Raw genomic sequence first — 23,876 nt, forward strand, 5'->3', positions numbered from 1 at the left:
CACAAAAGGGCAGGTGGGAGTTACATGGATACGGGAAGTCACTTGTTGTTTGGTCTCACACTTGCAGGACTTGCTTGCCTGGAGCCTGCGGTCGCTCATGAACCGGCGCTCGCTCATGCGATTATGGCGGGTACGCTGATTGGCTCGCATGCCCCCGATTTTGACACGGTGGCCCGCCTGAAAGGATATTCCAGCTACGTCCGCATTCACAGGGGGGTTACGCATTCGCTGCCGGCATTGGTGCTGTGGCCGCTTGCGCTCGGGTTGCCGATTGCCGCAATATTCGGCGTATGGGATCATGTCGCCAGCCTCTTTTTGTGGACGTTTGCCGCTGTCCTGCTGCATGTGGCGCTCGATTTGTTCAATGTGTACGGCGTTCAATGTTTGCGGCCGTTCTCGAAAAAATGGTTCCACCTTGACACCCTTTGCCTTTACGAACCTTTTCTGTTCGGCATTCATGCGGCCGGCGCGGTGCTGTGGCTCGTCGGTTTGTTCGACGGGATGAGCGCGGGGACTGTGTTCGCGTGGATATACGGCACAACGTTTGCATATATCGCCATTCGGTATTGGCATCACAAAGTTTTGATGGAACGGGTGAAAAGCGCCCTGAACAGCGACGGCGTCTGCCATGTCATTCCGGGGCTGCACTGGTTCCGCTGGCAATTCGTGCTTGAGCGGGACGATTGCTTTTACCTTGGCAACATTGTGTACGGTGAGGTTCAGATCGAAGAAGTGTACAGCAAATCGGACGGTAAACAGGACGACCGGCACCCGATTGTGCAGGCGACGATGGGGACCGACGGGGTCCGGGCGTTTTTGCACTTCGCGCAGCGCGTCCACGTATGCTGGAAAGAGCAGCAGGACGGCTACGAGGTGCAGTGGCGTGATGTGCGCTTTTGGCACAACCGGAAGCTGCCCTTTGGGGTGGACGTGAAGCTGGACCGCGACATGAACGTCGTGAGCCATACGCTCGGCTGGAACAAGAAGGCATGGGACCCGCCATATGTGTGAAATATCAAGCCTTGCCCCTAGAGGGCAGGGCTGTTTGCACATTTAAAGCCAAAAGCCCCTTCAAGCTCACCGGGTAAGCATAAAGGGGCTTCTTGGCACAGCGCGTCAATAGCGCGTCATATGTATGTCAGCATCGGTCTAGCGGGCGGTTCCGAATTCGCCGTTATAGAGCAGCTCAGCCAGTTGGCGGCGTCCGGAAGGCACTTCCCGTTCGCGGAATTTGTCGGCCAAAGCTTCCGTGGGGCCGCGATAACCGATAGCAATGACGGCGTGCAGCTCGTAATCGTCAGGCACCTGCAGGGCAGCGCGAGCTTGCTGTTTATCGAACCCGCCCATGGCATGCGTGACAAGCCCTTGATTCGCGGCCTCCAAAGCGAGATAGCCCCAGGCGGCGCCGGCGTCAAAAGCGTGGGACGTGTTCGTGTTGCCGCTTGCCGTTTTCGTATGCGAGATGACGACGGCCAGAACGGGCGCTTTTTCGCACCATTCCCGGTTGGCAGGAACGATAAAAGCATGGAATTTGGCGCGTTCCTCCGGAGCGCTCGCGACAATAAAGCGCCATGGCTGCAAGTTGCCGCCGGACGGAGCCCAGCGCGCCGCTTCAAAAAGGCTCAGCAAAACTTCCTCGGGCACTTCCCGTTCCTCAAAAGACCGCGGTGACCACCGGGTCAGAAATTGCGGATTGATTTCGTGATCGGGCTGCCGATGAGCCTCGATTTCTTGCGGCAAAGACGTAGACATGTCAGTTTCCTCCCTATTTTTTGATTCTTTTATTGTAGCCGAATAGTGACAATATTGCGAATAATCGCTATTGCAGCGGGAAACCGGCAAAAAATAGTATGATTTGACAGGGAAAAGGCAATGCTGGAATGTGCGTCCCTATTGAATCGGCGGGAGTCCGGCGCGGGGCAGCGCGAATTCCGGCGATCAAGTATCGCTTTTACTCTGGCGCAAATTAAAGGAGGCGGCCTGCTATGGATTTTACAAGTCATGATATTCTGATTATAGAAAGAGCGCTGCGCGCTGCGATCAAGCATGAGGAAGGCGACAGCCGCGCAAACGAATACCGCGAGGTTCTGGTCAAGCTGCAGGAGAACGCCAAACAGGCTTTGGCGCCGGATGAGCGCAGACCGTCCATCGTCCGCGACGGGGTCCGGTACGATTACGACGATTCGTCCGATTTGCTATAGAACGAAATTATTTATTGATGTGCGAACGCATATGCCGAAGCCCTTTTTCTAGGGGCTTTTTTATTTTGTACGGAACGTTTATAATAGGGGAACAGTCGTTCTATGCGGAGTGGTGATAAAGATGTTGCGAAAAAAAATCCTTTCGGATTTCATACAAGAGTTGAAAAGTAATGAAAATATAGTGAATTGGCAGGAAATCGAGCCGCAGGAAGCAAAGACCCGTGTAATGCCTGAAAGCGTAGACCCCAGAATCAGAGCCGCATTGGCCAAAAGAGGGATTGAACAGTTATACACCCACCAACACACGGCTTATGAGACCGTACGCAAAGGCGACAATATTGTCGCCGTCACCCCGACAGCTTCAGGCAAAACGCTTTGCTATAACCTTCCTGTACTGCAAGCGATTGCCGAAGACGACGGCAGCCGGGCGCTTTACTTGTTTCCGACGAAGGCGCTGGCGCAAGACCAAAAAAGCGAATTAAACGAAATCATTGCCGAGATGGGGATCGACATTAAAAGTTTTACCTATGACGGCGACACCTCCCCGGCGATCAGACAGCTTGTGCGAAGCGTCGGGCATATCGTCATCACGAACCCCGACATGCTGCACGCCGCGATACTTCCCCATCATACGAAATGGGTAAGCTTATTCAGCAATCTGAAATACATAATCATTGACGAGCTGCACACGTACAGGGGCGTGTTCGGCAGCCATGTAGCGAATGTTATACGCAGACTGCTGCGAATTTGCCGGTTTTACGGCAGCAATCCCCGGTTCATCTGTACTTCCGCCACTATAGCGAACCCGAAACAATTAGCCGAACAGCTTACAGGGAAGCCTATGCGGCTCATAGACGATAACGGCGCGCCAAGGGGAAGGAAGCATTTCGCTTTCTATAACCCGCCGCTTGTGAATAAGGCCTTGAACATCCGGAAAAGTTCCACCGCGGAAGTAAACCAATTGGCCATGGAATTTTTATCCAATAAAATTCAGACGATCATTTTTGCACGGAGCCGGGTGCGGGTTGAAATCATTTTAAGTCATATACAGGAACTGGTTAAAAATAAAATCGGCCCCAAATCCATCAGGGGCTATCGTGGCGGCTACTTGCCGAGTCAGCGCCGGGAAATTGAAAGGGGATTAAGGAACGGGGAAATTTTAGGCGTAGTAAGCACGAATGCTTTGGAGTTGGGCGTAGATATCGGACAGCTGCAGGTTTGCGTGATGACGGGGTATCCCGGAAGCGTAGCCAGCACATGGCAGCAGGCAGGCCGGGCCGGCAGGCGGCATGGGGAAGCGCTGATCATTATGGTAGCCGGCAACACGCCCATAGACCAGTACATTGTCCGAAATCCCGAATATTTCTTTGACCGTTCCCCGGAATCGGCAAGAATAAACCCGGAAAATTTGATCATTCTTGTCGATCATTTGCGCTGCGCCGCCTATGAGCTTCCCTTGAAAAAGGGGGAGGAATTCGGCCCTTTGGAGATCGAGGATATATTGGAGTACCTGGTTGAGGAAAGGGTGCTGCACCAGTCAGGGGACACTTTTTTCTGGGCGAATCAGTCTTTTCCGGCAAGCGAAGTGAGTCTGCGTTCGGCCGCGCAGGAAAATGTAGTCATTATCGACCAGTCGGATACGGCCAATGTGAAAATTATTGGAGAAATGGACAGGTTCAGCGCGATGACCCTTTTGCATGACGAAGCTATTTATCTGCACGAAGGGGTGCAGTTTCAAGTTGAGAAGCTGGACTGGGAGCATAAGAAGGCTTACGTACGGGAAGTCGACGTGGAGTATTATACTGACGCAAACCTGGCGGTTAAGCTTATGGTATTGGAAATTGACAGGACGGAAAACAGGCGAACGACATCGCTTCATTACGGAGACGTTCGAGTCAATGCCATGCCGACTTTATTTAAGAAAATCCGCTTGACGAGTTTTGAAAATATCGGATACGGCCCGATCAACCTGCCCGAAGAAGAGCTGCACACCAGCGCAACCTGGATAGAGTTAAGTAAAGCGGACCCGGCTTTGGGAGTGAAAACACTGGAACAATTGCTGTTAGGAATTTCCAATGTGTTGAGGCATATAGTTCCAATCCATGTCATGTGTGACCGCAGCGACATTCACGTAGCTTCACAAATTAGGGCGGAGCATACGCAACTGCCCACGATCTTCATCTATGACCACTATCCGGGCGGCATCGGACTTGCCGAAGATGTGTACAGGCGCTTCGACGAAATCAAAGCCGCAGCAACAAATTTAATTCGCAGATGCCCCTGCGAAGACGGATGCCCGTCCTGTATAGGTACGGAAATAGAAGGCTCAAACGCGAAACAAAAAAGCATCGAATTGCTGGGGGGCATCTGATTAGAGATAGGAGAAATCATCGTGCTTACTGCAGCTATTCAAGGCATTTTGCTGTCATTCGGTCTCATCCTGCCTTTAGGCGTTCAAAATGTATTCGTTTTTAATCAGGGTGCGACTCAACCGAGATTCATTCGGGCTTTGCCGGTCATTATTACGGCATCGCTTTGCGATACCGCCCTCATTTCATTGGCTGTCTTGGGCATATCCGTCATTATCATCGCCGTGCCGGCTGTCAAACTGATCTTGTTTTTGGCGGGAATCGTATTTTTAGCTTATATGGGGTTCGTCACTTGGAAAAATAAACCGAACGACAGCCTTGCTCAAGAGCATGCATGGTCTCCCAAAAAACAAATAACCTTTGCCGCATCGGTTTCGTTATTAAATCCGCATGCAGTCCTGGATACCGTAGGTGTAATTGGAACAAGCTCGATATCCTTCACGGGAATGGAAAAAATAGTATTCACCCTTTCCTGCATAGCGGTGTCATGGATTTGGTTCTTTACCCTTGCCATGGTGGGCAGGCAGGCGGGGAGATTGGATAAATCCGGAAAGTTTATTCTGCTGCTAAATAAAGCTTCTGCCATCATAATGTGGGGGACAGCGGTTTATTTTGTTTCCCTTTTAAAAGGAGGAACTTGATATGAGCTCGTACCGGTTAACGTTCGAGAGGTTGAAGGCGGCAGGGCGCGCGTCGGCGCTGCCGGAAGGCGGAGCCCGATGAGCGGGCTCCGGGAAAAGCTGGGCCGCCTGCGGAAATCCGAGGCGGCCGCTGCGGCACCGCCGCCCGCGCCGGAGGCGGGCGACGAATGGGCGGCGCTCGGCGCCCATGTCGAAACGAGCCCGGCCGGCTCGTTTGTGATGCGGCGCCGCGTTTACGGCGCGGACAGCGCCCACGGCAAGTACCGGCTGCGAGAGCTGGCCGGTTGCGTGCGGGAGCTATCCTGTTTTCACGGCGCCGCCTGCGCCGAACTCCGTATCGAAGAGCTGCTCTTCTTCGATACGGAGACGACCGGGCTCGGCGTCGGCGCGGGGAACGTGCCGTTTCTCGTCGGCATCGGCTACTATGAACAGGAGCTGTTCGTCGTCGAGCAGCTCCTGATTCGAAACCCTGCGGAAGAGCATGCGATGCTCGTCTACCTGCAGGAGCTGTTCGGCCGCTTTACGCACATCGTTTCTTACAACGGCCGCACGTTCGATTGGCCGATTTTGACCAACCGCTTCGTACTGAACAGGCTGAAATACGACGATTCCGCCATGCTGCAGCTTGATTTGCTGTATCCTTCGCGCAGCCTGTGGCGGAATACGCTGCCCTCCTGCCGGCTCAGCAAAGTCGAGGAGAGCCGGCTTGGCTTCGAACGGGTCGACGATGTTCCCGGATCGATGGCGCCTGTCTATTATTTTCAATATTTGGCCGAAAAAGATCCGGCCGTGCTGCAAGGCGTATTTATCCATAATGAGCACGACATCGTCACGTTGGCGGCGCTTGCGATTCATTTCGGCAAACTGCTCGGGGGGACGGCTTGGCATCTCGAAGGCGATGAACATGCGGCTTGCGGAACTTTTCCCCATGACATGGAACTGGAAGAGCTTTACAGGACGGGCCTGTGGCTGGAGAAGATGGGCCGGCCCGATCTGGCCGAACTGGCGCTGGACGAGCTATTCGCCCGATTGGCGGAAGATGCCGCTCCCGCAGAAGAACGTGCTGCCTCCGCAGAGCGGCAAACGGACCGGTCGTCAGCGATGCTGCTGCTGGCGGCCTTTTACAAGAAAAAAGGCGCCTACGAGCGATCGGTTGCGCTCTGGAAACGCTGGATCGCATCGAAAAGCTCCGGTCTATCCTTGCGGATGGAGCCTTATCTGGAGCTAGCGATGTTTTATGAGCATAAGGCAAAAGATTACGGCCAGGCGCTCTTCTACGCGGAAGAGGCATGGGCCAAGCTGTGGCGGCGCCGTTCGCTGCAACGCAGCGACAAGGGAAGCGCGGAGTTGGAGGAAGCGCTTGAGCGCAGACTGAAGCGGCTTCGGGAAAAGCAGCAAAAGGCGCAGCTTCACGCGGCGCCGGATGCGCCGGGCAAACCTGCTCCGGCGCGCGGAAAGCCGCGCAAAACACGCCGGTTAAAGCCGGTTTATGCCAGCGAAGGGTTGATCTAGCCGGCGGATGCTTCCGCTTCCGCTTCGCGCCGGCACGTCTGTTTACTTTGCCGCTGTTTTGGACATACAAGGTAAAAAACAGCGAGGAAGTGGAAGAATGCCTGAGCTGCCGGAAATGGAAACGTACCGCCGGCTGTTAATGCCGCTCATTCAAGGGAAGGAAATGACCGGTGTGACGGTTGAGCGCCCGAAGTCGCTCAATGTGGAGCCCGAGCTGTTCGCGTCGGTTGTGACCGGGAATCGCATCGGGCGGGTCGAGCGCAGGGCCAAGCATCTGCTCTTTCATCTCGATTCCGGCCATGTGCTGCTGCTTCATCTGATGCTGGGCGGCTCCATGTTTTTCGGCGCGAAAGAGGAGAAGCCCGACCGGACCGCCCAGATTGAGATTGCGTTCGGCAGCCGGAACTTATATTTTATTGGGCTGCGCCTCGGATACCTGCATCTTCACGGCCGTGCCGAAGAAGCAGCGGCGCTGCTCGCCAAGCTGGGGCCTGAACCGCTGGACCCGGGGTTTACGCTCGAGCGTTTTCAACGCATTTTACGCGCAAAAAACATAAGCTTGAAGGTCGCTTTGACCGATCAATCGGTGCTTTCCGGTATCGGAAACTGTTATTCCGACGAAATTTGCTTTTTCGCCGGCTTATTGCCTGCCCGCAAAGCGGCTTCTTTGACAGCTGACGAGCTGGCGCGCTTGTTTGAGTCGATGCTGTCCGTGCTCTCGGAGGCGATCCGCTTCGGCGGCTATATGGATGTTCCGCTGTATGCGGGGGACCGCTTGACGGGGCAGTTTGACAGCATGTGCAGGGTATACGACCGGGAAGGGGAGCCGTGCGTCCGCTGCGGTTATCCGCTAGTCCGCATACAGTTGTCCTCACGCAAATGTTTTTATTGTCCAAACTGCCAAAAGTGAAGGAGCGGTTCAACGTTGCACGTCGGTTCGCACGTCAGCACAAGAGGGGGCTATTTGGGCGCAGCCAAGACGGCGGTTTTGCTTGGAGCCGGCGCTTTTCAATATTTTCCGATGAATCCGCGCAGCCTGTCGACCAAGACGCCGAATGCCAAGGACACGGAAGCTTGCGCTTTATTTAGCCGGGAGCACGGTTTATTATCGATAGGCCATGCCCCGTATCCGCTCAATCCTGCCGCCGAGACGGAGAACCGCGAAGGGATGGTGAGGCTGCTCGTCAACGGACTGGAAATTACGGATGCGTGCGGCTCCGTGGGGTTTGTGGTTCATTTTGGCAAATATCCGGGCAAAGACCCGTTACAAGGATACAAAAATATTATACAATGTTTGAATAGCGCCACTAGGCAATTTCACGGCAAGTCGCTGATCCTTCTGGAAAATCAAGCCGGAGAAGGAGCGCAGCTCGGGCTGACATTGGAAGAAATGGTTCAAGTTCGCAGGCTGTGCGACCAGCCGGAGAAAATCGGATTTTGCCTTGATACTTGCCACGCTTTTGCCAGCGGGCTTTGGCGGGGAGACAATTGGCGCGAGGTAGAAACCAAAGGCGAACAATTGGACTATTTTCAGCATCTGGGGGCTGTGCATTTGAACGATTCGGTTCATCCGTTCGGTTCCCGGCGGGACCGCCATGCCAATATCGGCAGGGGCTATATCGGCGACGTCCATATGAGGCAGTTTCTCGCCTCCCGATATGTCCGGCACATTCCGGTCGTGCTTGAAACCGCTGTTTCGGCTGAAGGCACGCATCGTCATGAAATCGCTCATGTGAAAGCGTTGGCCGGGATCGGATTATAAATTGCCGGGAGCGGCGGAAAGGGGGAAATCCGGTTGATTCACGTATACTTGGACGACATGCGTCCATGCCCGAAAGGCTTTACTTTGGCTAAAAACGCGGAAGAATGCATCATGCTGCTGGAGGAATGCGAAGTCGGCATTTTGTCGTTGGATCATGACTTGGGCTGGGGAAGCAAGCAAACGGGGATGGATGTTGCTCATTGGATCGTTCAGCACCGGAAATTTCCCCGGCACATTTATATTCATACGTCGAGCTTGTCGGCGGGTGCCAGAATGTATCAAATTTTGTACATGGCCAAACCGGAATCCGCGCAGGTTCATCCGTCCAAAATTCCCGAAGAACTGCTTGCCAGAATAGCTCTGGAAGCATGACAAGTACGCCGCGGCATTTGGCCTGACCACATTCGGAGTACGGTTAGAAAGGAACAAACACGCAATGATTCATTTATCCAACATTCATTTTATTCGGCAGGAACGGCATATTTTGCAAGATGTCAACATTCATATGAACAAAGGCGAGCATTGGGTGCTGCTGGGCCGCAACGGCTCCGGCAAAACGACGCTGCTGGAAATGATGAACGGCTACGAATTTCCGAGCAGCGGCAGAGTGGAAGTGCTTGGCAACGTTTATGGCCAATGCGATGTCAGGGAAGTGCGCAAACGGATCGGTTACATCAGCCAATCGCTGTTTGAAAAGCTGAACTTGGCCGACCCGGTTTGGGAGGTTGTCGCTACAGGCGAATATGCTTTTTTACGCTTTTACCAGGATATTCCACAAGAGGTGAAGGAGCGGGCGCTTCAAATGCTGGAACGCGTACGAATTCCACATTTGGCCGACCAGCCGCTGGGTACGCTGTCGCAGGGTGAGCGCAAGAAAGTGATGCTGGCAAGGTCTTTGATGATGACTCCTTCTATTCTCATTATGGACGAACCTGCGGCAGGGCTGGATTTGTACGAAAGGGAACGGTTGCTCGAAGATATTAACGATCTGAGCAAACAGGACATCGCCGTCGTGTACGTGACGCATCATATTGAGGAAATTATTCCGCTGTTCACGCATGTGGCCCTGATCGAGCAAGGCAAGCTGATCGCTGCCGGCCGCAAGGAAGATGTGCTCACGCCCGACCATTTGTACCAGGCTTTCGGGGTCAAGCTTGAACTGGAATGGTTCCGCCAGCGGCCCTGGATTAAAGTAACCGATAGATAAAGGATGCGGCTATGACAACATCAGCAAAATTTATAGGCACGTCAAATCACGGGTTTGCCCAATACGCGCAGGAAGAGATTCGCCGGTTGTTTCCTGCCGCCAAGTTCGCGCTTTTGGTGCCGACAGAGGTATTTTTATTTGAAACGGCAGGAGATTGGCAGGAAGTGCTGGCGACGATCGGGGAGCGGGAGCCGATCTTTATTCGCCATGTGCAGCCTGTCCATCAGGAATGGGATTTGACCCGTTCCGATGCCGATTTGGACAATCTTCGCCGGTGGTTGGGACAAGCTTCCGACGCCGGGCTAACAGAGGCCGGACAGAAGGTCGCCGTCCAAGTGCGAAAAGAGGAGCGGGCAGACGTTCCTTACGCGCCTTTTGCCGTTAAAGCGGCGTTAGACGATGTGCTTGCAAGCGGTTTGCAATGCGAGCCGGTCGTCAGACAAGCGGACAGGGTCGTGTCCGTCTACGTAGGTGCAAGCAAGCTGTTTGCCGGCATATCGAAGCCTGAGGACAATTTGTCCGATTGGTCGGGCGGCGCGATTCGCTTTCTGAAGGAAGAGGATCAAATTTCCCGCGCCAAGTTTAAACTGCTTGAAGCGGAGCAGCGCTTCGGGATTGATTTCAGCTATGCCAGGGCCGCTCTGGATATCGGCGCCGCACCGGGCGGGTGGACTTCTTTGCTGCTCGAACGAGGCTTGCGCGTGACGGCGATCGATCCGGCCAGCATGCACCCTAATTTGCAAGGCAACCCGATGCTGACCATTCATAAAAAAAATGCGGGAGACGTCAAGCTGCGCCACGATGAGTTCGATTTGCTCGTCTGCGATATGAGCTGGAGCCCGCGCCAGATGGGACGGCTTGTAGCCGATTTGCTTTATGCGCTGCAAAGCGGAGGCACGGCGATCATTACCGTCAAGTTGATGCACAAGAAGCCGTTCCAAACGATCCGCGAGCTTATGCACATGTTCGAACCCGCTCTGCATCTCATTAAAGCGAAGCAGCTGTTTCATAACCGGGAAGAATTGACGCTGTACTTACAAAAATTGTAGATTTTTGCATGCCGCCCTCTTATAATCAAGGTGATTGTTACTTGATAAGGGGGCGGTTTCATTATCGCAGGTCAAAAACCGAAATCGATTGGAGAAAGCATAGGGGGAAGATACAGAATTGTGTCCTTGCTGGGCCAAGGCGGGATGGGACACGTATATTTGGCGGAAGATTTGAAGTTAAAGGGCAAAAAATGGGCGGTTAAGGAATGCTTGGCTTCTTGCATCGACATGGAGTCCTTTGTGGAGGAGGCCGAAATGCTCGCGCAGCTGCATCATCCGCAGCTCCCGCAGCTTGTGGATTACTTTTCCGCGGACGATGGCGGTGCTTATTTGGTGATGGATTACGTGCCGGGTCCGACTTTGCAGCATTGGTTCGAGGAGCGGCATCGCCATGTGCCTGTAACCGCAGTTGTCGGTATCGCGATGCAGCTTTGCGATTTGTTTCATTATTTGCATACGTTTCAGCCGAGACCGATCATTTACCGCGACCTGAAGCCGGCCAATGTGATGCTGGGCGAACAGGAGCAGGTGCGGCTGATCGATTTTGGGATCGCCCGGCATTTTACGCAGGGTCAGCAGGCGGACACGATGCAGATCGGCACGATCGGCTTTGCGGCTCCGGAGCAGTTTCTCGGCAAGCAGACGGATGCGCGCTCCGATTTGTTTACGCTTGGCGCGATGATGTACTATTTGCTCTCAGGGGGGCAATATGCTTATCTCAAGCAGCTGCCGCTCAGTCAAATGCGGTCCGATGTGCCGCTGCTGCTTTCGGATACGGTCGAGCTGCTGCTGAACGAGCGGCCCGATGGGCGCTGCCAGTCGGCTATGGAGGTTAAACGCAGGCTGCAGGCGGTTTGCTCCGACATCGACCGCGCTGCGAACCGTGCGAGCGTAAGGAGTTCTAAAACATCCGCACGAGCGGTCGCGGACAAACTGATCGTCGTCGGAGGCTTGTACCCGGGCGTAGGCTCGACGTTTGCGGCGGTTTCCGTCGCGCGGGTCTTGAACGCGGCCGGTGTCCCGCATGCCCTTGCGGAACATCCGGCGATCGAGCCGGATTTGTACATGCTGCTTTACGGCGACCGCAAAGCGCCGAAGGGCTATGTGTTTGCCGCCGAAGTGCTCGCTGACGGACAGCGGAGCGGTTCACACGGAGCCTGGACAAGCGGCTGCACGACCTGGGTGCCGAGCGATCCTGAAGGAAGCAAGAGGGGGACGTGGAATCCGGCCGATACGTTCAAACTGCTCCATGCGATCAAAAAACCGATCGTCATTTGGGATGTGTCGGCCGAGTGGGGCGAACCGTCCGTTCAGGAGCTGTGCCACAGCGCGGACGAAATTGTCGTTGTGCTGGACGCCTCGCCCGGCAAGCTGAATCGAAGCCGGACCAAAGCGCATATGCAGCTGCTGGAAACGTACCGCAAGCGGGGAAAGCGTGTGCGGTTTATCGCCAACCGGCAATGGTCTTCAGAGCGCATGCATCAAGAATGGCTGGATTCGCTGCCCGAAAAACCGTGCGGTACGATCCCGGAAGTGCCCTATGCGGATGTGATGCGGGCGGTTTGGAAAGGCGATTGCATCCAGGATCAACCTGGTGTGCTTCGGCAATTGCAGGAGTCGCTGGCTCCGCTGCTTCGCTCGATCGTCCCGGACATCCGGTTTCCGAATCCGCAGGAGTCCGGCAAATCGATATTCAAACGGTTCAAAAAGCACGGTTAGCCGGCCTCAAGGCTGAGCCATTGGAATTGAATAAATCCAATTATTCCACGACGAATTGTGGTATGATATCTACATATCAGCCAGAAGCAGGAGATGAAACAAGCATGGAACAAAGATATGCCAGAGAATCCAGATGCTTCAAAACGTCGCGAATTTTCCCGACGGATGTCAACAATCACAATACGCTGTTCGGCGGCAAGCTGATGTCTTATATTGACGATATCGCTTCGATCGCCGCCCACAAGCATTGCCGGCGCTCCGTCGTTACCGCGTCTACGGATTCCGTGGATTTCCTGTATCCGATTAAGCCGTCGGACTCGGTATGTCTGGAATCGTTCGTAACCTGGACGGGTACGAGCTCGATGGAAGTTTTCGTCAAGGTCGTGACGGAAGATCTGAAAACGGGGGAGCGCAAAATCGCCGCCACTTCCTTTTTGACATTCGTTGCACTCGACGATAATAAGAAACCGGTTCCGGTTCCCGTTGTCGTGCCCGAGACGGAAGAAGAGACGAAGCTGCATGAATCGGCGCCGCATCGCGCGGAAATACGCCGCATCCGCAGGGAAGAGAGCAAAAAGCTGGCCGGATTTTTCACGATGAAATATCCGTGGGAATAAATTTTATCGAAAAGTGTTGATTTTTCGGGTGAATGTGGTATTATTTGGGTAATTACATGTGACAAGCGGAAGCACCGCTGGTTGGAGAGACAATGTTGTCTCCCCGATCGGCGAGTGCTTTTTTGTTTGTCCAGGAGGTTGATGCATGGGGAATAAGGCCCGTATCCGGTTAGCGGTCGTGCTCGCCGCCGCCGGGCTGATTTTGATCGGCAGCGGCGTGTATTCGATTCGATGATTTCCTAGACAGGAGGGATTTTGTGAGCAAGACGCAGCTTTATTTTCTTGACGACGATTTGACCTATGCCCAGCGGCTGGACGAATTTGTACGCACATCCGTGTTTGCGGGCACGCTTGAGGTGAAGCTTTTTTCAAAGCCGGAGCTGGTCGAAGAACTGCTTGGCGAACCGCATGGAGACGGCATTTTGCTCTTATCGGAGTCGTACTATCCGCATTGGGCGGACAGGGATACGGGATTATGCAAGATCATTCTCAGCGAGACGATCTCTACGACCAGGGAGGCGGAAGCTAACGTACAATTTCTTTACCGTTATCAGGCTCTTCATCAATTATTGGGCCAACTGCTTGCTTTTTATGGGGAAAAGCGGCAGCGCCCGGCGGTATCGCGCGAACGCAAAGGCACGCAAGTGCTTTCCGTCTTTTCCGGCACGGGAAACAGCGGAAAAACGGTAACGGCGATTCACTTGGCCAAGCAGTTGTCTTACCGCGGTGAGGCCATTCTATATCTCAGCCTGGAATCGGTAAGTTCGGCTTCGGCCTGGCTGCAGGGAGACGATCCGCAGTTTTCGCAGCTGCTTTACTACGTCAAAAGCTCCCCGGAACTGCTCGGGCCGAAGTTCGAGCTGCTCAAATCGCGGGATACGCGGCTCGGCTTCGACTACATCGCTCCCCAGGACCATATTCGCGAAATGCAGGAAATGAACGGGGAAGATGTGCGGCTGCTGATTGAAGCGCTCACCGCTTTGCAGAAGTATGATTGCATCGTAATCGATCTGGAAACGTCGGTTCACCCCCGGACGTTAAAAGCGCTTGAACTGAGCAGCGAAGTGTTCTGGATCGTACTGGACGATTTGCACGGTCTGTATAAGACGATGGCTTTCCGCAAGCTGGCCGGAACTATCCGGCGGGTGCATTTTGTGCTCAATAAGTTTACGGGCAAACAGGTCAATGATATGGGATCGCTGGGAATTAATCCGAGCAGCGCGCTGCCCTACATTCCCGATTGGAAAATCTTGCAGTCGCCCGAGCAGCTGTGGCAATCCGTTCTGTTTTCGGAGCAGGTGTACGGCATGTATGCAAAAGCCTGCAAGCACCCCGCGGAGTCCAGAGGAGCGGAGGCTTCATGAACCTGTCCTTGTTCGCTGATTTGAAACAGCAGATCAAGGAGCGGCTTGACCTGACTCATACGGTAACAGACCGTCAAATGCTGGAGCTAATCGAAGAAACCGTTTTTGCGGCGTCGAAAGAGCAAGAGTGGACATCGACTGAAATTCGCGAAGCGGTGGAGCGGATTTTTTACTCCTTTCGGGGACTTGACGTCTTGCAGCCGCTGATGGATGATGCCAGCGTTACGGAAATTATGGTCAATGGGCACGAACGCATTTTTGTCGAGCGCCGGGGAGCGGTCGAGCGATATCCGTACGCATTCGAAAGCGCCGAAAAGCTGGAAGACTTGATTCAAACGATTGTGGCTAAAGTCAACCGGATCGTCAACCAGAGCTCGCCTATCGTGGATGCCCGACTGCAGGACGGCTCGCGCGTCAACGTCGTGCTTCCGCCTGCCTCGCTCAGTGGCCCCGCCCTGACGATCCGCAAATTTCCCGAGCGCGCGATGGCGATGGAAGATTTGATCCGGCTGGGCAGCGTTTCCACCGAAGCGGCGCAATTTTTGCAAGTTATCGTGGAATCGGGCTTCAATGTGTTTATCGGCGGCGGCACCGGATCTGGCAAAACGACATTCCTGAACGCATTGAGCGCCTGGATACCGGCGGACGAACGCATCATTACGATCGAAGATTCGGCAGAACTGCAAATTCGGACGGTGCCGAACCTGGTTAGTCTGGAGACGAGAAACGCCAATACGGAGGGGAAAGGAGAGATTACGATCCGGGATTTGATCCGTTCCTCGCTCAGGATGCGTCCCAACCGCATTATCGTCGGGGAAGTGCGGGGCGCAGAGGCTTTGGACATGCTGCAAGCCATGAATACCGGACATGACGGCAGTCTTTCGACGGGCCATGCAAATTCTTCGGCGGATATGTTAAGCCGGCTGGAGACGATGGTGCTTAGCGGCGCCTCGCTTCCCGTCCAGGTCGTCCGCAAGCAGATCGCCTCGGCGCTGGACATTATGATTCATTTGAGCAGAATTCGCGACCGCACCCGTAAAGTAACGGAAATTCACGAAGTGTTGGGCGTTGAAAACGGGGAAGTGCAGCTGAATCCGCTTTTTGTTTTTGAAGAGACCGGAGAGACGGCTGAACGCAAGGTGCTCGGGAAGCTTGCCTATACCGGCAATGCGCTTGTCAACATGCACAAAATACGTATGGCGGGAAGACAGCTGCCGGACTGGTTTTCGCAAAGAGAGGAGAACGTAATTTGACCATTGTGCTAATCGTGCTGGCGATAGCGGCTTTAAGCGGACTGTTCATTGTATGGCTGGAAAGGAGAAAAACGGCCGGTCTTCAATCAGACCGCAAAGAGCCGGGCAAGCCCGCTCCCGCAGGGAACAAGTTTGTCGATTACGACGAGTATTCGATGTCCGGCAAAGAACGGCTGCTCGCCGTCGGCATGCTGGCTCTGCCGGCCATTTTCGTCGGGTACATTTTTTACAAAAGCGCGCTTATAGCGTTGTTATTAGCTTCCGGAGCGCTGTTATTTCCGAGGATTCGCCGCAAACAAATGATCCGCCAGCGCAAAAACAAGCTGAACGTGCAGTTTAAACAGTCGCTCAGCTGCCTTTCTTCCGCAATGACGGCCGGCAAATCGATTGAGACTGCGTTTCGCGAAGCGTTGGACGATTTAAAAGTGATTTACCCGGACCCGGCCTGCTTCATCGTTGCGGAGTTCGGCATTATTTGCAGGCGGGTGGAAAACGGCGAGCCGATTGAGGCGGCCTTGAAGCATTTTGCTGACCGCAGCCATTTGGAAGATGTGTCCAGTTTCACGGACGTCTTTCTGACCTGCAAGCGGACGGGCGGCAATTTGGTTGAGGTAATGAAGCGGACGGCGGCGGTTATCGGCGAAAAGCTGGAAATCACGCAGGATATCGCGGTTATGGTCGCGCAAAAGAAGTTCGAATCGCGTGTGCTGCTGTTCGCCCCGATTATTATTGTTGCCGTATTGGCGTTCTCTTCGCCGGATTATATGGAACCGCTGTATCAAGGCGGCGGGAAATTGATCATGAGCGCAAGTTTGCTGATGCTGGCGTTTTGCTGCTGGCTGACTCAAAAGATTATGGATATCAAGGTGTAACCGAAATGTGGATCACGTTGGCGGTGCTGCTCGAAATGCTCGTTTGCTGTGTACTGACGCTTCTTGGACGTCAAAAGTATAAACCGTTTTTGCGGGAACAACCGTATCCGTTTAAGCTCAAATGGCTGCTTCCCTTCAGTTTGTACATCATCGATCGGTTCAAGCTGATGGAGAAGCTGCCGGATTTTACAGCGCGGGTGCATCATAAGCTGCTGACGCTTTTCGGCAGAGGCTATGCGCTGCATGGCAGCAAAATGTTTTACGCGGAGCTCGTTTCAGCCGGGTACGCATGCCTGCTGTTTTTTTCCCTGCTTGCGGTTGCGGCAGACGGAGACGCCTCTTTGCTGGGGCTGGGCCTGCTGGGGTCCGTGGCCGTTCCATTGCTGCTGGTGCGCGATTTGGACGTGAAAATCCGCAAAAAGCAGCAGCATATGATTTTGGAGCTGCCGGAAGTGCTGAATACTATCGTGCTGCTCGTTAATGCGGGCGAAACCGTAGGCCGGGCATGGATCCGCTGCGTCGAAGCGAGGAGGGGGCGCGAGGAAACTCCTCTATTCAAGGAGCTTGCTCAAGCGGTCCGCGAATTGGAAATGAACATTCCGTTTGCCAAAGTGATGGAGGATTTCAGCAAACGCTGCGCCCTGCATGAAGTGTCGCTTTTTACCTCAGCGTTGCTGCTCAATTACAAGCGGGGCGGAAACGATTTTGTGATGGCTTTACAGGCGTTGTCGCTGGATCTGTGGCAAAGGCGCAAAGCGGTGTCGCGGACGCTGGGCGAAGAAGCCTCGTCCAAGCTCGTATTTCCGATGGTGCTTATTTTCGTTGTGGTGATGGTGATCGTCGCCGCACCTGCATTAATCATGATGAGGCAGCAATAACATACAAGGAGGAATTGAAAATGAGACGGATGACCGCATGGTTGAAAGCTTTTTGGAAAGATGAGGATGGCCTCGGCACGCTGGAGATTTTGCTGATCGTTGCGATACTTGTCGCGATAGCGATTATTTTCAGAAAGTGGATCGTCTCCTGGTTTCAAAAACTGATCGGCGACGCCAACTCGGATCTGAAAAACAACAGTTCTGTAACGCCGTGCGCTCCGAGCCCGACAACGTCCTGTGCGCCTTAAGCGGTTCGCAGGTTTTGGCCGGGACGACAGAGGCAGCTTTACGATCGAGGCGACGCTCGTTTTTCCAATCGTGATGATTTGCACGTTAACGCTTCTGTTCCTGGGGTTATTTGTATATCAAAAGGTTGTCGTCCAGCACATTGCCCGCTCGGCGGCGGAACGGCTCGCTTTCACATGGGACAACAGCCGCAAGGATTTGGCTTCGGGCAATTTCAATCCCAGTGAGACGGACGGATTATACTGGAGGCTGACGCAGGACAGTGTCTCCGATTTATTCGGGCTGCTCGTTTCCGGCCGGACTGCGGAAGTCGCCTTGCCAGGGGAAGCCGGTAAAGCTGCAGGCCAAGTCGAGAAAAAATTGGCTAAATCGTCCGCTCTATTGCCATCCGGGATCACAGGTGCTGCACGCTATAAAAATTTCGTACTGGACCGCCAAATTGAGGTGGAACTGAATAAGCCGTTCCTCATGCCCCCATTCGTAGCGCGAATGCTTGGGTCTGCACGGGTGAGCGGCAAAGCGGTGTCCCATGTGATCGAACCTGTTGAACTGATCCGCTTGACGGACATTACAAGGACGTACATCAAAGCGATAAAAGGGCGGATTTCCCCGCAAAAAGCGAAAGCGGCGCTTGTCGAACCTGCAAATGACGACGGTTCAGGTCCACGCGTGACGATCCGTTCTGAGCGGGATGCGGCGCGCTATTTGCAAGCACTCACAGGCGGGAAGGAAGTGAAGCTGGTTACGCTATCGGGCAAAAGCCGCACCGTTGACGCGCTGGACTCAAACGGCGTCGCCCATCAAGCTTTTTATACGTTTACAGAACCGCAGCTTCTTGCCGACCAATTGCCCAAAGATATGGAACTGCTGCAAGAAGGTAAGCAAGTCAAAGGCGTCGTCTGGCACTTTTTTAAAAAGAGCGCAAACGGGAAAGGCGTTCCTTCGGCCCAATTGCGCAGGGAGCTGGAACAAAAAGGCATTGTGGTCGTCGTACATAACTAGAAAGGAGAACGTTTTTGAGGAAACTATTCGTATCCGAAACGGGGGCTGTTTCCGTCTATTTGATTCTGATCGTCGTACCTATCTTTTTGTTTCAGGCGGTTCTGATCGATTATGCGAGGATCAAGCTGGCGGAAAAGGAACACGATTCGGCTGTAAAAGCCGCTGTTCGCTCTGTGATGTCGGCTTTTGATCCCGATCTTCAAGCGATGGGGCTGTACGGGCTCGGTTTGCCGAAAGCGGAAGTCGAGCGGGTTTTTCACGAAGTATTCGCCAACAATTTATCCGGCAGCGCAGGTTCGAAGCGGTTTCATTACATCGATCAAACTCCCGTCGATCAGGAGATGCGTCTGACTCCGGTCTATTCCCTGGCGAGTCACACTGTTTTCGAAAAGCAAATTTTGGAGGATATGAAAATTAAAGCGCCCATCGAGTTTGTGCTGGAGATTACGGACAAGTTCCAGAAATCCGGTACGGCCGAGCCCTTTCGGCAAGGATCGCAGTTTGCCAAAGAATCCGCAGAGCTGGAAAAGCTGCTGGAACAAAGAGACGAAGCGCTGGATGAAGCGTGGGCGGGCATGGAAGAGCTCCATACGAAAACGGCGGCTTATCATTCGTATTACGAAACCCGCATCGCCGAATTGAACAGCTTAACCGAGCAAATCGGTGTCCACACCGTTGATGGAGTAAAAGGCCAATTGCTGAGCGTGAAAAATCAATTGAAAACAGTCCGCGATTCGATCGCCGGTCTGGATATGAATCTCGCATCGTTAGCTGCGGCCGGAGCGCAAAGCTGGCAAACGATTCAGTCAATTATGGAATCAAGGCGCGCGCTTGAGGAGCAGGCTCAGGCGCTGGCTCAGCAGCAGCAGCAGCAGGATTTGGACAGATTGCTGGATTTGCTAGTGAAATACGCAGCGCTGCTTGCCGCCGTCAAGGTGGAAGCAGTGGCGAACGGCAGCGTTGTCAGCGGCCTGCACAAAGAAATCGAACCGGCGCTCAAAAAAGCGAAGCAGATCAATGAAAGCATCCGCGGCAAATTGAGCGGGATCGCGAACGGTACTGGCGGCGCTGCCCAAGCGTACGAATCTTTTCAAAGCGTAGCCGTTTTCGGAGACGATTATTTTGACGGCTATCAGACGGCGGCAGCGAGCATTAGCGCCCTTTTTGCCGCATTTCAAGCCGTCGTTGAAGATGTAGCCTTGTATACGCCGGATAACACCGGCAGGGCGAACAACGCGAACGATGCATACTGGCGTACATCGAGCGGGTTTTACGCGAAGCAAAGCGCGCTTGAAAGAGCGAGGATCGAGAAAAGGAGCTCGATTACAGCTGCCAAACGGGAGCAAAAAAGCAAGATCCAATCCGTTTTGGACCAGGCGAAGCAAGCGATAGGCGGCTGCGGCATTGTCAATTCGCTGTCAAGCGAAGCCGAGCTGTACAAGCGACTGCAGGGCGATGGCGGCAGTTCCGCAGCCGGCAGAGGCTATTATCAAAAATATCGCGAGGCGAACGCCCAAGAAGGCGGTATCGGCAGTGAAGTAGCGTACGATTTGGAAAAATCGGAGCCCGTAAGCCTGAAAGCGATGTCCATGCTGGACGCTTTTAACGATGCGGCGGCTTCATTGCGCGACGAACTGTACGTCAATGAGTTTGCATTAACGAAGTTCAACTACAGAACGTACGGCATGGAGAAAGATCTGTCAGGCCAGCCCAAATCATCGAACGAGCTGGTTGATCCGGGAACACATGCTTTGAACGGTCAGGAGGCCGAATATTTGCTGTATGGCTTTTCTTCCTGCGCGGCCAATATTTCTTCAGCTTATGCGGAAATGTTTTCTTTCCGGCTGGCCATCCGCACTTTGGAAGCGCTGCTTGATCCGGAAAAGGAGCTGCTGAATATCGGCTCTCCTCTGCTCGTTCTCCTCGCTGCCGCAGCGGAAGGAGCGGTCAAAGCTTTTGCAGATATGAATCAGCTCGTCAAGGGAGAAGCCGTCGAGCTTTCCGCAAAAATAACTTCGTCAGCGCTCAGTTTGACTTACAAGGACTATTTGCGCATATTTTTGCTCCTGCACAGCAACGATTCGAAGCTGATGGCCAGAATGCAGGCGTTGATCGAACTGAATACCGGCAAAGATCTCGTGCAGGAAACAACTTACGTGCAAGGGAGCGCAGCAAGCCGGATAAGACTGTGGTTCGTTCCGCAATTGATGCGGCTCATGGAGGGCACCGGGTTATTAGGATGCGAAGTGCAAGGGAACCGTTGCCGGCTGGCAGGCACAGCAGCATTTGCTTATTGAGCCAGGGGGGCTGTTCGAAGAGCTCGGCAGAAAGGAACTTCCTTCGGACAGGCTCAGAGGATTGCGATCAGAGAGGTGTATCTTGGCATGCTCAAAAAATTTTATGCAGGGCAGCAGGGGGGCATCGTTTTGGAGGCGGCGCTGCTGCTGCCGGTTTTTCTGTCATTTGTCGTGGGACTTATCGTTTTTATTCAGATTGCCGTCATGGAGATGGCACTCCAGAGCGCCGTATCGGAAACGGTGAAGACGGTGGCAGGCCAACTGTATCCGGTGCGGCTGCTCGTGCAAGAAGCGAAAGCAAAATATGAGCAAAGCCCTGCGGCGGATTTCGTAGGTTCGGCCATAGAGCGCATTGAGAGCGCCAGAAATCAAGTGTTGGGCGCCGAAGATTTTGCCGACGAATACGCTGCTTATATTCCCGATGCACTGCTGGAAATTGTCAAGTGGGAGAAGGAACTGCGCACGCAAGGGGAGAGTAAGGCGAGCGATACGGCGGACCAATTTATCGATGAACATGTTGCACCGCGAATCAACGCGGCTTTTACGCCGATTGTGTACGCATTTTGCGATAGCGGTGCAATCCGCAAGGAGAGCCTGAAGGTCGTTTCCGTTACTTTGCCGGGCATGCAAAAGGGAAGCAGCGCCTATTTCGCGCTGGAAGTGCAGGTGGAGTATACACTACCGCTTCCGTTTATGAAGCGGACGATTGTTTTAAAAAAGAAAGCCGTAGAGCGGGCGTGGGTCGGCGCTTAGCCGGCAAGTGCATTCTGGCATACAAGAAGCAAAGGAGGGAGGGGTTCTTTGATCCATTTTGTATTGTTTGCTTTGATCGGAATTGCATGTTGGACGGATGCTCGGAAGTCCATACTGCCCAATAAATTAACGATCGGGGGAGCGGCAGTCGGTCTGCTGGTTCATGCGGCGACAGGCGGTTGGGGAGGAGCGCTTTACTCGGTTGCCGGCGCTGCCGCCGGATTCGGGATGCTGTTGCTGCTCCATTTGTTCGGCGCTTTGGGAGCCGGAGACGTGAAGCTGTTTGCCGCTATTGGCTCGCTTATGGGAGTATTGTTCGTGATGCAGTGCATCGTTTACTCCGTATTATTTGCAGGTGTAATCGGGCTTGCGATTCTAATCGCCAAAAAGCAATTGACGGCGACAGGATACAAGCTCGCAGGCTGGCTTATCGCGATAACAGCGTATCGGGACACAGCAGCGGCTTTCGGGATGAAGCGGCAGGCCAACATTACATTTCCGTTTATGTATGCGGTTGTGCCGGGAGTCATAACGGCCTGGTGCTACGCTTTTATGTGAAAAGAGGTGTGTCTTTGGTTCAGGAAGTATTTGGGCTGCGCTACGATTTCGTGTACCGCCAAGGCCACTACATGGAGCTCCATCGCGAAGGCGGCATCCCGGCGGGGGAGTTGTCCGGGCTTCAACTGCGCATGCTGGAATCGAACCGGATTCCCCGGCTGCTTCCGCTCGGCATGCAGGAAATGGATTTTCGCATCAGCCTGCTTTACAACTTGACCGGTAAACGGATGCTGTCCCATGTTCTGAAAGCCGAAGGGCTTACAAGCCGGCAGTTCGCCAAACTGCTGTACGCCGTCGTCTGCACGTTGGAAGAAAGCAAAAATTATATGCTGCTTGAAACGCAGTATGTGTTGAAGGATAATTTTATTTTCATCGGCAATGACTGGTCCGACGTGTATTTGACCTATGTTCCGCTTGAGCGGCCAAAAGAAGAAATTCCCCTGCAAGTTCAGGTGGAAGGACTGGCTGTTCTGTTGGCGTCCAAGGTGAAAACAGGAGGAGACAGCGGCATATCACGATTCATCGAGTCCTTTTCGAACGAATGGGAGCTTGACGGATGCAAAAAGAGGCTGCTTGAGCTTCTGGACGAACAGGAGCATCCAAGGAGCGAAAACTGCGCCCCGCCCGCAATCGTGGAGCGGGCGGAGCGAACCGATGCCGCGCAAATCGGCGGCAGTCGGGCGGAATCCGGCTTGGCAAGCCGGAAGGAGGAACAACCGGCCAGCTTGCCGAAGCCGATATGGAAAAGGGAGGAGGACGAGCCCTCCCGGCTTTTCGATCAGCAGCCGGGACCGGCGTCCCCGGCTCTAATCACACTTCCGACACGGCGTGCAAAATGGATCGTGTTCGCTGTTTGTTTGCTTCTGACCGCGATTATATGGCAGGATTATTTTTCCGCTCCGACGGAAGCCGGGCTGCGAATCGTATCGGGGATCACAGTTCTGTTTACGGATGCCTGGTTCGTAGCCGCCTATGTCGGTATTCCGCAGTTTTGGGCAAAAAGGTCTCCGGCTTCTTTGAAGCCCGCCGTTCAACCGGCGGCAGAAACCGGAATCGAAACCTTCGCAGCCGGACAACGGGGAGCGGAGGCGGAGCCGGAACCGGTTAACCTGCAGCAGTATTACCAAAACTTGCACATGCATACGACATTGCTGCAAACGGCGAACGCCAATGCAACAGTCTTTCTGGGAGCGGTGTTATCAAAACCGCAAGGGCCGCGAATCGAATTGTACAAAGATGGCGTTCAACATACGGCTGCGATAGAGAAAGAAAGCTTTACGATCGGCAGAGGCGGAGAGGGGGCGGGCACCGATTACATTTGTGATGAAACGGGGATATCGAGACTTCATGCCGAAATTTTAAAAACCGATGAAGCATACGCGGTGAAAGATCTGGGCTCAACGAACGGGACGTTTTTGAACGGTCAACCGTTAGTCCCCTATCAGGCGTACGCCTTGAAGGACGGGGATACGATTCGGATCGTCCGCATGGAGATTACGTTTCGCTTTTAGAGCGAAAGGAGCAATGGGCAAGCGAAAATAAGCCATTCATTGAATGCGTCCGGTAGATCGATTCA

General features: G+C 53.8%; 23 protein-coding genes. 22 read left to right on the forward strand and 1 reads right to left on the reverse strand.

The features are described 5' to 3' along the window. Positions 1–24 precede the first annotated feature (24 nt). On the forward strand, positions 25–1,011 hold the full coding sequence (locus tag AC6RNO_RS14910) for a metal-dependent hydrolase (RefSeq protein ID WP_497105888.1): 987 nt from the start codon (positions 25–27) through the stop codon (positions 1,009–1,011). Between the two features lie 138 nt (positions 1,012–1,149). On the opposite strand, the gene AC6RNO_RS14915 is transcribed toward AC6RNO_RS14910, so the two are convergent. Next, positions 1,150–1,752, reverse strand: coding sequence for a nitroreductase family protein (locus AC6RNO_RS14915; protein ID WP_474681729.1), 603 nt, complete (start codon positions 1,750–1,752; stop codon positions 1,150–1,152). A 233-nt stretch (positions 1,753–1,985) separates the two neighbouring features. Between AC6RNO_RS14915 and AC6RNO_RS14920 the strand changes: the two genes are divergently transcribed. The 21 genes from AC6RNO_RS14920 to AC6RNO_RS15020 all read left to right on the forward strand — a co-directional run bounded on the left by AC6RNO_RS14920 (position 1,986) and on the right by AC6RNO_RS15020 (position 23,811). Then, on the forward strand, positions 1,986–2,201 hold the full coding sequence (locus AC6RNO_RS14920; RefSeq protein WP_497105889.1) for a hypothetical protein: 216 nt from the start codon (positions 1,986–1,988) through the stop codon (positions 2,199–2,201). 124 nt (positions 2,202–2,325) lie between these two features. After that, positions 2,326–4,572, forward strand: a complete 2,247-nt coding sequence (locus AC6RNO_RS14925; RefSeq protein WP_474681992.1) for a DEAD/DEAH box helicase — start codon at positions 2,326–2,328, stop codon at positions 4,570–4,572. Between the two features lie 21 nt (positions 4,573–4,593). Then, positions 4,594–5,211, forward strand: coding sequence for a LysE family transporter (locus tag AC6RNO_RS14930; RefSeq protein ID WP_497105890.1), 618 nt, complete (start codon positions 4,594–4,596; stop codon positions 5,209–5,211). Between the two features lie 78 nt (positions 5,212–5,289). Continuing rightward, the gene (locus AC6RNO_RS14935) at positions 5,290–6,723 is read left to right on the forward strand and encodes a ribonuclease H-like domain-containing protein (protein ID WP_497105891.1); all 1,434 of its coding nucleotides are present in this window, start codon (positions 5,290–5,292) and stop codon (positions 6,721–6,723) included. A 97-nt stretch (positions 6,724–6,820) separates the two neighbouring features. Beyond that, positions 6,821–7,633 carry a bifunctional DNA-formamidopyrimidine glycosylase/DNA-(apurinic or apyrimidinic site) lyase gene (gene mutM / locus AC6RNO_RS14940; protein ID WP_497105892.1) on the forward strand — a complete coding sequence of 271 codons (813 nt, stop codon included), beginning with the start codon at positions 6,821–6,823 and terminating at the stop codon, positions 7,631–7,633. Positions 7,634–7,648: 15 nt separating this feature from the next. After that, positions 7,649–8,485, forward strand: coding sequence for a deoxyribonuclease IV (locus tag AC6RNO_RS14945; RefSeq protein ID WP_497105893.1), 837 nt, complete (start codon positions 7,649–7,651; stop codon positions 8,483–8,485). Positions 8,486–8,518: 33 nt separating this feature from the next. Beyond that, a complete protein-coding gene (locus tag AC6RNO_RS14950; protein ID WP_488438173.1) occupies positions 8,519–8,857 on the forward strand; it encodes a cyclic-phosphate processing receiver domain-containing protein in 339 nt (112 codons plus the stop codon). 64 nt (positions 8,858–8,921) lie between these two features. Beyond that, positions 8,922–9,692 (forward strand): ABC transporter ATP-binding protein, encoded by a 771-nt coding sequence (locus AC6RNO_RS14955; RefSeq protein WP_474681722.1) that lies wholly within the window; start codon positions 8,922–8,924, stop codon positions 9,690–9,692. Between the two features lie 11 nt (positions 9,693–9,703). Further along, positions 9,704–10,741: an SAM-dependent methyltransferase gene (locus tag AC6RNO_RS14960; protein WP_497105894.1), complete on the forward strand. Its 1,038-nt coding sequence runs from the start codon at positions 9,704–9,706 to the stop codon at positions 10,739–10,741. 120 nt (positions 10,742–10,861) lie between these two features. Continuing rightward, positions 10,862–12,460 (forward strand): protein kinase domain-containing protein, encoded by a 1,599-nt coding sequence (locus AC6RNO_RS14965; RefSeq protein WP_497105895.1) that lies wholly within the window; start codon positions 10,862–10,864, stop codon positions 12,458–12,460. Between the two features lie 104 nt (positions 12,461–12,564). Continuing rightward, entirely contained in the window at positions 12,565–13,077 is a 513-nt protein-coding gene (locus tag AC6RNO_RS14970) for an acyl-CoA thioesterase (RefSeq protein ID WP_474681719.1), read from the forward strand. Positions 13,078–13,334: 257 nt separating this feature from the next. Continuing rightward, complete coding sequence (locus AC6RNO_RS14975) at positions 13,335–14,441, forward strand: nucleotide-binding protein (RefSeq protein WP_497105896.1); 1,107 nt, start codon at positions 13,335–13,337, stop codon at positions 14,439–14,441. Beyond that, complete coding sequence (locus AC6RNO_RS14980) at positions 14,438–15,694, forward strand: ATPase, T2SS/T4P/T4SS family (protein WP_497105897.1); 1,257 nt, start codon at positions 14,438–14,440, stop codon at positions 15,692–15,694. The genes AC6RNO_RS14975 and AC6RNO_RS14980 overlap by 4 nt, the downstream gene beginning before the upstream one ends. Positions 15,695–15,699: 5 nt before the next feature. Beyond that, positions 15,700–16,566, forward strand: coding sequence for a type II secretion system F family protein (locus AC6RNO_RS14985; RefSeq protein ID WP_497105919.1), 867 nt, complete (start codon positions 15,700–15,702; stop codon positions 16,564–16,566). 5 nt (positions 16,567–16,571) lie between these two features. Beyond that, positions 16,572–17,444, forward strand: a complete 873-nt coding sequence (locus AC6RNO_RS14990; RefSeq protein WP_474681716.1) for a type II secretion system F family protein — start codon at positions 16,572–16,574, stop codon at positions 17,442–17,444. A gap of 20 nt (positions 17,445–17,464) precedes the next feature. Beyond that, entirely contained in the window at positions 17,465–17,692 is a 228-nt protein-coding gene (locus AC6RNO_RS14995) for a Flp1 family type IVb pilin (protein ID WP_497105898.1), read from the forward strand. Further along, positions 17,682–18,692 carry a TadE/TadG family type IV pilus assembly protein gene (locus tag AC6RNO_RS15000; RefSeq protein ID WP_497105899.1) on the forward strand — a complete coding sequence of 337 codons (1,011 nt, stop codon included), beginning with the start codon at positions 17,682–17,684 and terminating at the stop codon, positions 18,690–18,692. The genes AC6RNO_RS14995 and AC6RNO_RS15000 overlap by 11 nt, the downstream gene beginning before the upstream one ends. A gap of 14 nt (positions 18,693–18,706) precedes the next feature. Beyond that, positions 18,707–20,989, forward strand: a complete 2,283-nt coding sequence (locus AC6RNO_RS15005) for a hypothetical protein (protein ID WP_497105900.1) — start codon at positions 18,707–18,709, stop codon at positions 20,987–20,989. Between the two features lie 87 nt (positions 20,990–21,076). Beyond that, a complete protein-coding gene (locus tag AC6RNO_RS15010) occupies positions 21,077–21,742 on the forward strand; it encodes a TadE/TadG family type IV pilus assembly protein (RefSeq protein WP_497105901.1) in 666 nt (221 codons plus the stop codon). 48 nt (positions 21,743–21,790) lie between these two features. Then, positions 21,791–22,300, forward strand: coding sequence for a prepilin peptidase (locus AC6RNO_RS15015; protein ID WP_497105902.1), 510 nt, complete (start codon positions 21,791–21,793; stop codon positions 22,298–22,300). A 14-nt stretch (positions 22,301–22,314) separates the two neighbouring features. Beyond that, positions 22,315–23,811, forward strand: coding sequence for a DUF6382 domain-containing protein (locus tag AC6RNO_RS15020; RefSeq protein WP_497105903.1), 1,497 nt, complete (start codon positions 22,315–22,317; stop codon positions 23,809–23,811). Positions 23,812–23,876 lie beyond the last annotated feature (65 nt).

It is taken from the genome of Paenibacillus sp. sgz302190 (assembly GCF_059820445.1).

Bases quoted from the DNA above. Each gene is read 5' to 3' on its own strand.
- AC6RNO_RS14920 (WP_497105889.1), top strand. From the start codon at position 1,986: ATGGATTTTACAAGTCATGATATTCTGATTATAGAAAGAGCGCTGCGC.
- AC6RNO_RS14915 (WP_474681729.1), bottom strand. From the start codon at position 1,752: ATGTCTACGTCTTTGCCGCAAGAAATCGAGGCTCATCGGCAGCCCGAT.
- AC6RNO_RS14935 (WP_497105891.1), top strand. From the start codon at position 5,290: ATGAGCGGGCTCCGGGAAAAGCTGGGCCGCCTGCGGAAATCCGAGGCG.
- AC6RNO_RS14910 (WP_497105888.1), top strand. From the start codon at position 25: ATGGATACGGGAAGTCACTTGTTGTTTGGTCTCACACTTGCAGGACTT.
- AC6RNO_RS14955 (WP_474681722.1), top strand. From the start codon at position 8,922: ATGATTCATTTATCCAACATTCATTTTATTCGGCAGGAACGGCATATT.
- mutM (WP_497105892.1), top strand. From the start codon at position 6,821: ATGCCTGAGCTGCCGGAAATGGAAACGTACCGCCGGCTGTTAATGCCG.
- AC6RNO_RS14980 (WP_497105897.1), top strand. From the start codon at position 14,438: ATGAACCTGTCCTTGTTCGCTGATTTGAAACAGCAGATCAAGGAGCGG.
- AC6RNO_RS14970 (WP_474681719.1), top strand. From the start codon at position 12,565: ATGGAACAAAGATATGCCAGAGAATCCAGATGCTTCAAAACGTCGCGA.
- AC6RNO_RS14960 (WP_497105894.1), top strand. From the start codon at position 9,704: ATGACAACATCAGCAAAATTTATAGGCACGTCAAATCACGGGTTTGCC.
- AC6RNO_RS15010 (WP_497105901.1), top strand. From the start codon at position 21,077: ATGCTCAAAAAATTTTATGCAGGGCAGCAGGGGGGCATCGTTTTGGAG.
- AC6RNO_RS14990 (WP_474681716.1), top strand. From the start codon at position 16,572: ATGTGGATCACGTTGGCGGTGCTGCTCGAAATGCTCGTTTGCTGTGTA.
- AC6RNO_RS14995 (WP_497105898.1), top strand. From the start codon at position 17,465: ATGAGACGGATGACCGCATGGTTGAAAGCTTTTTGGAAAGATGAGGAT.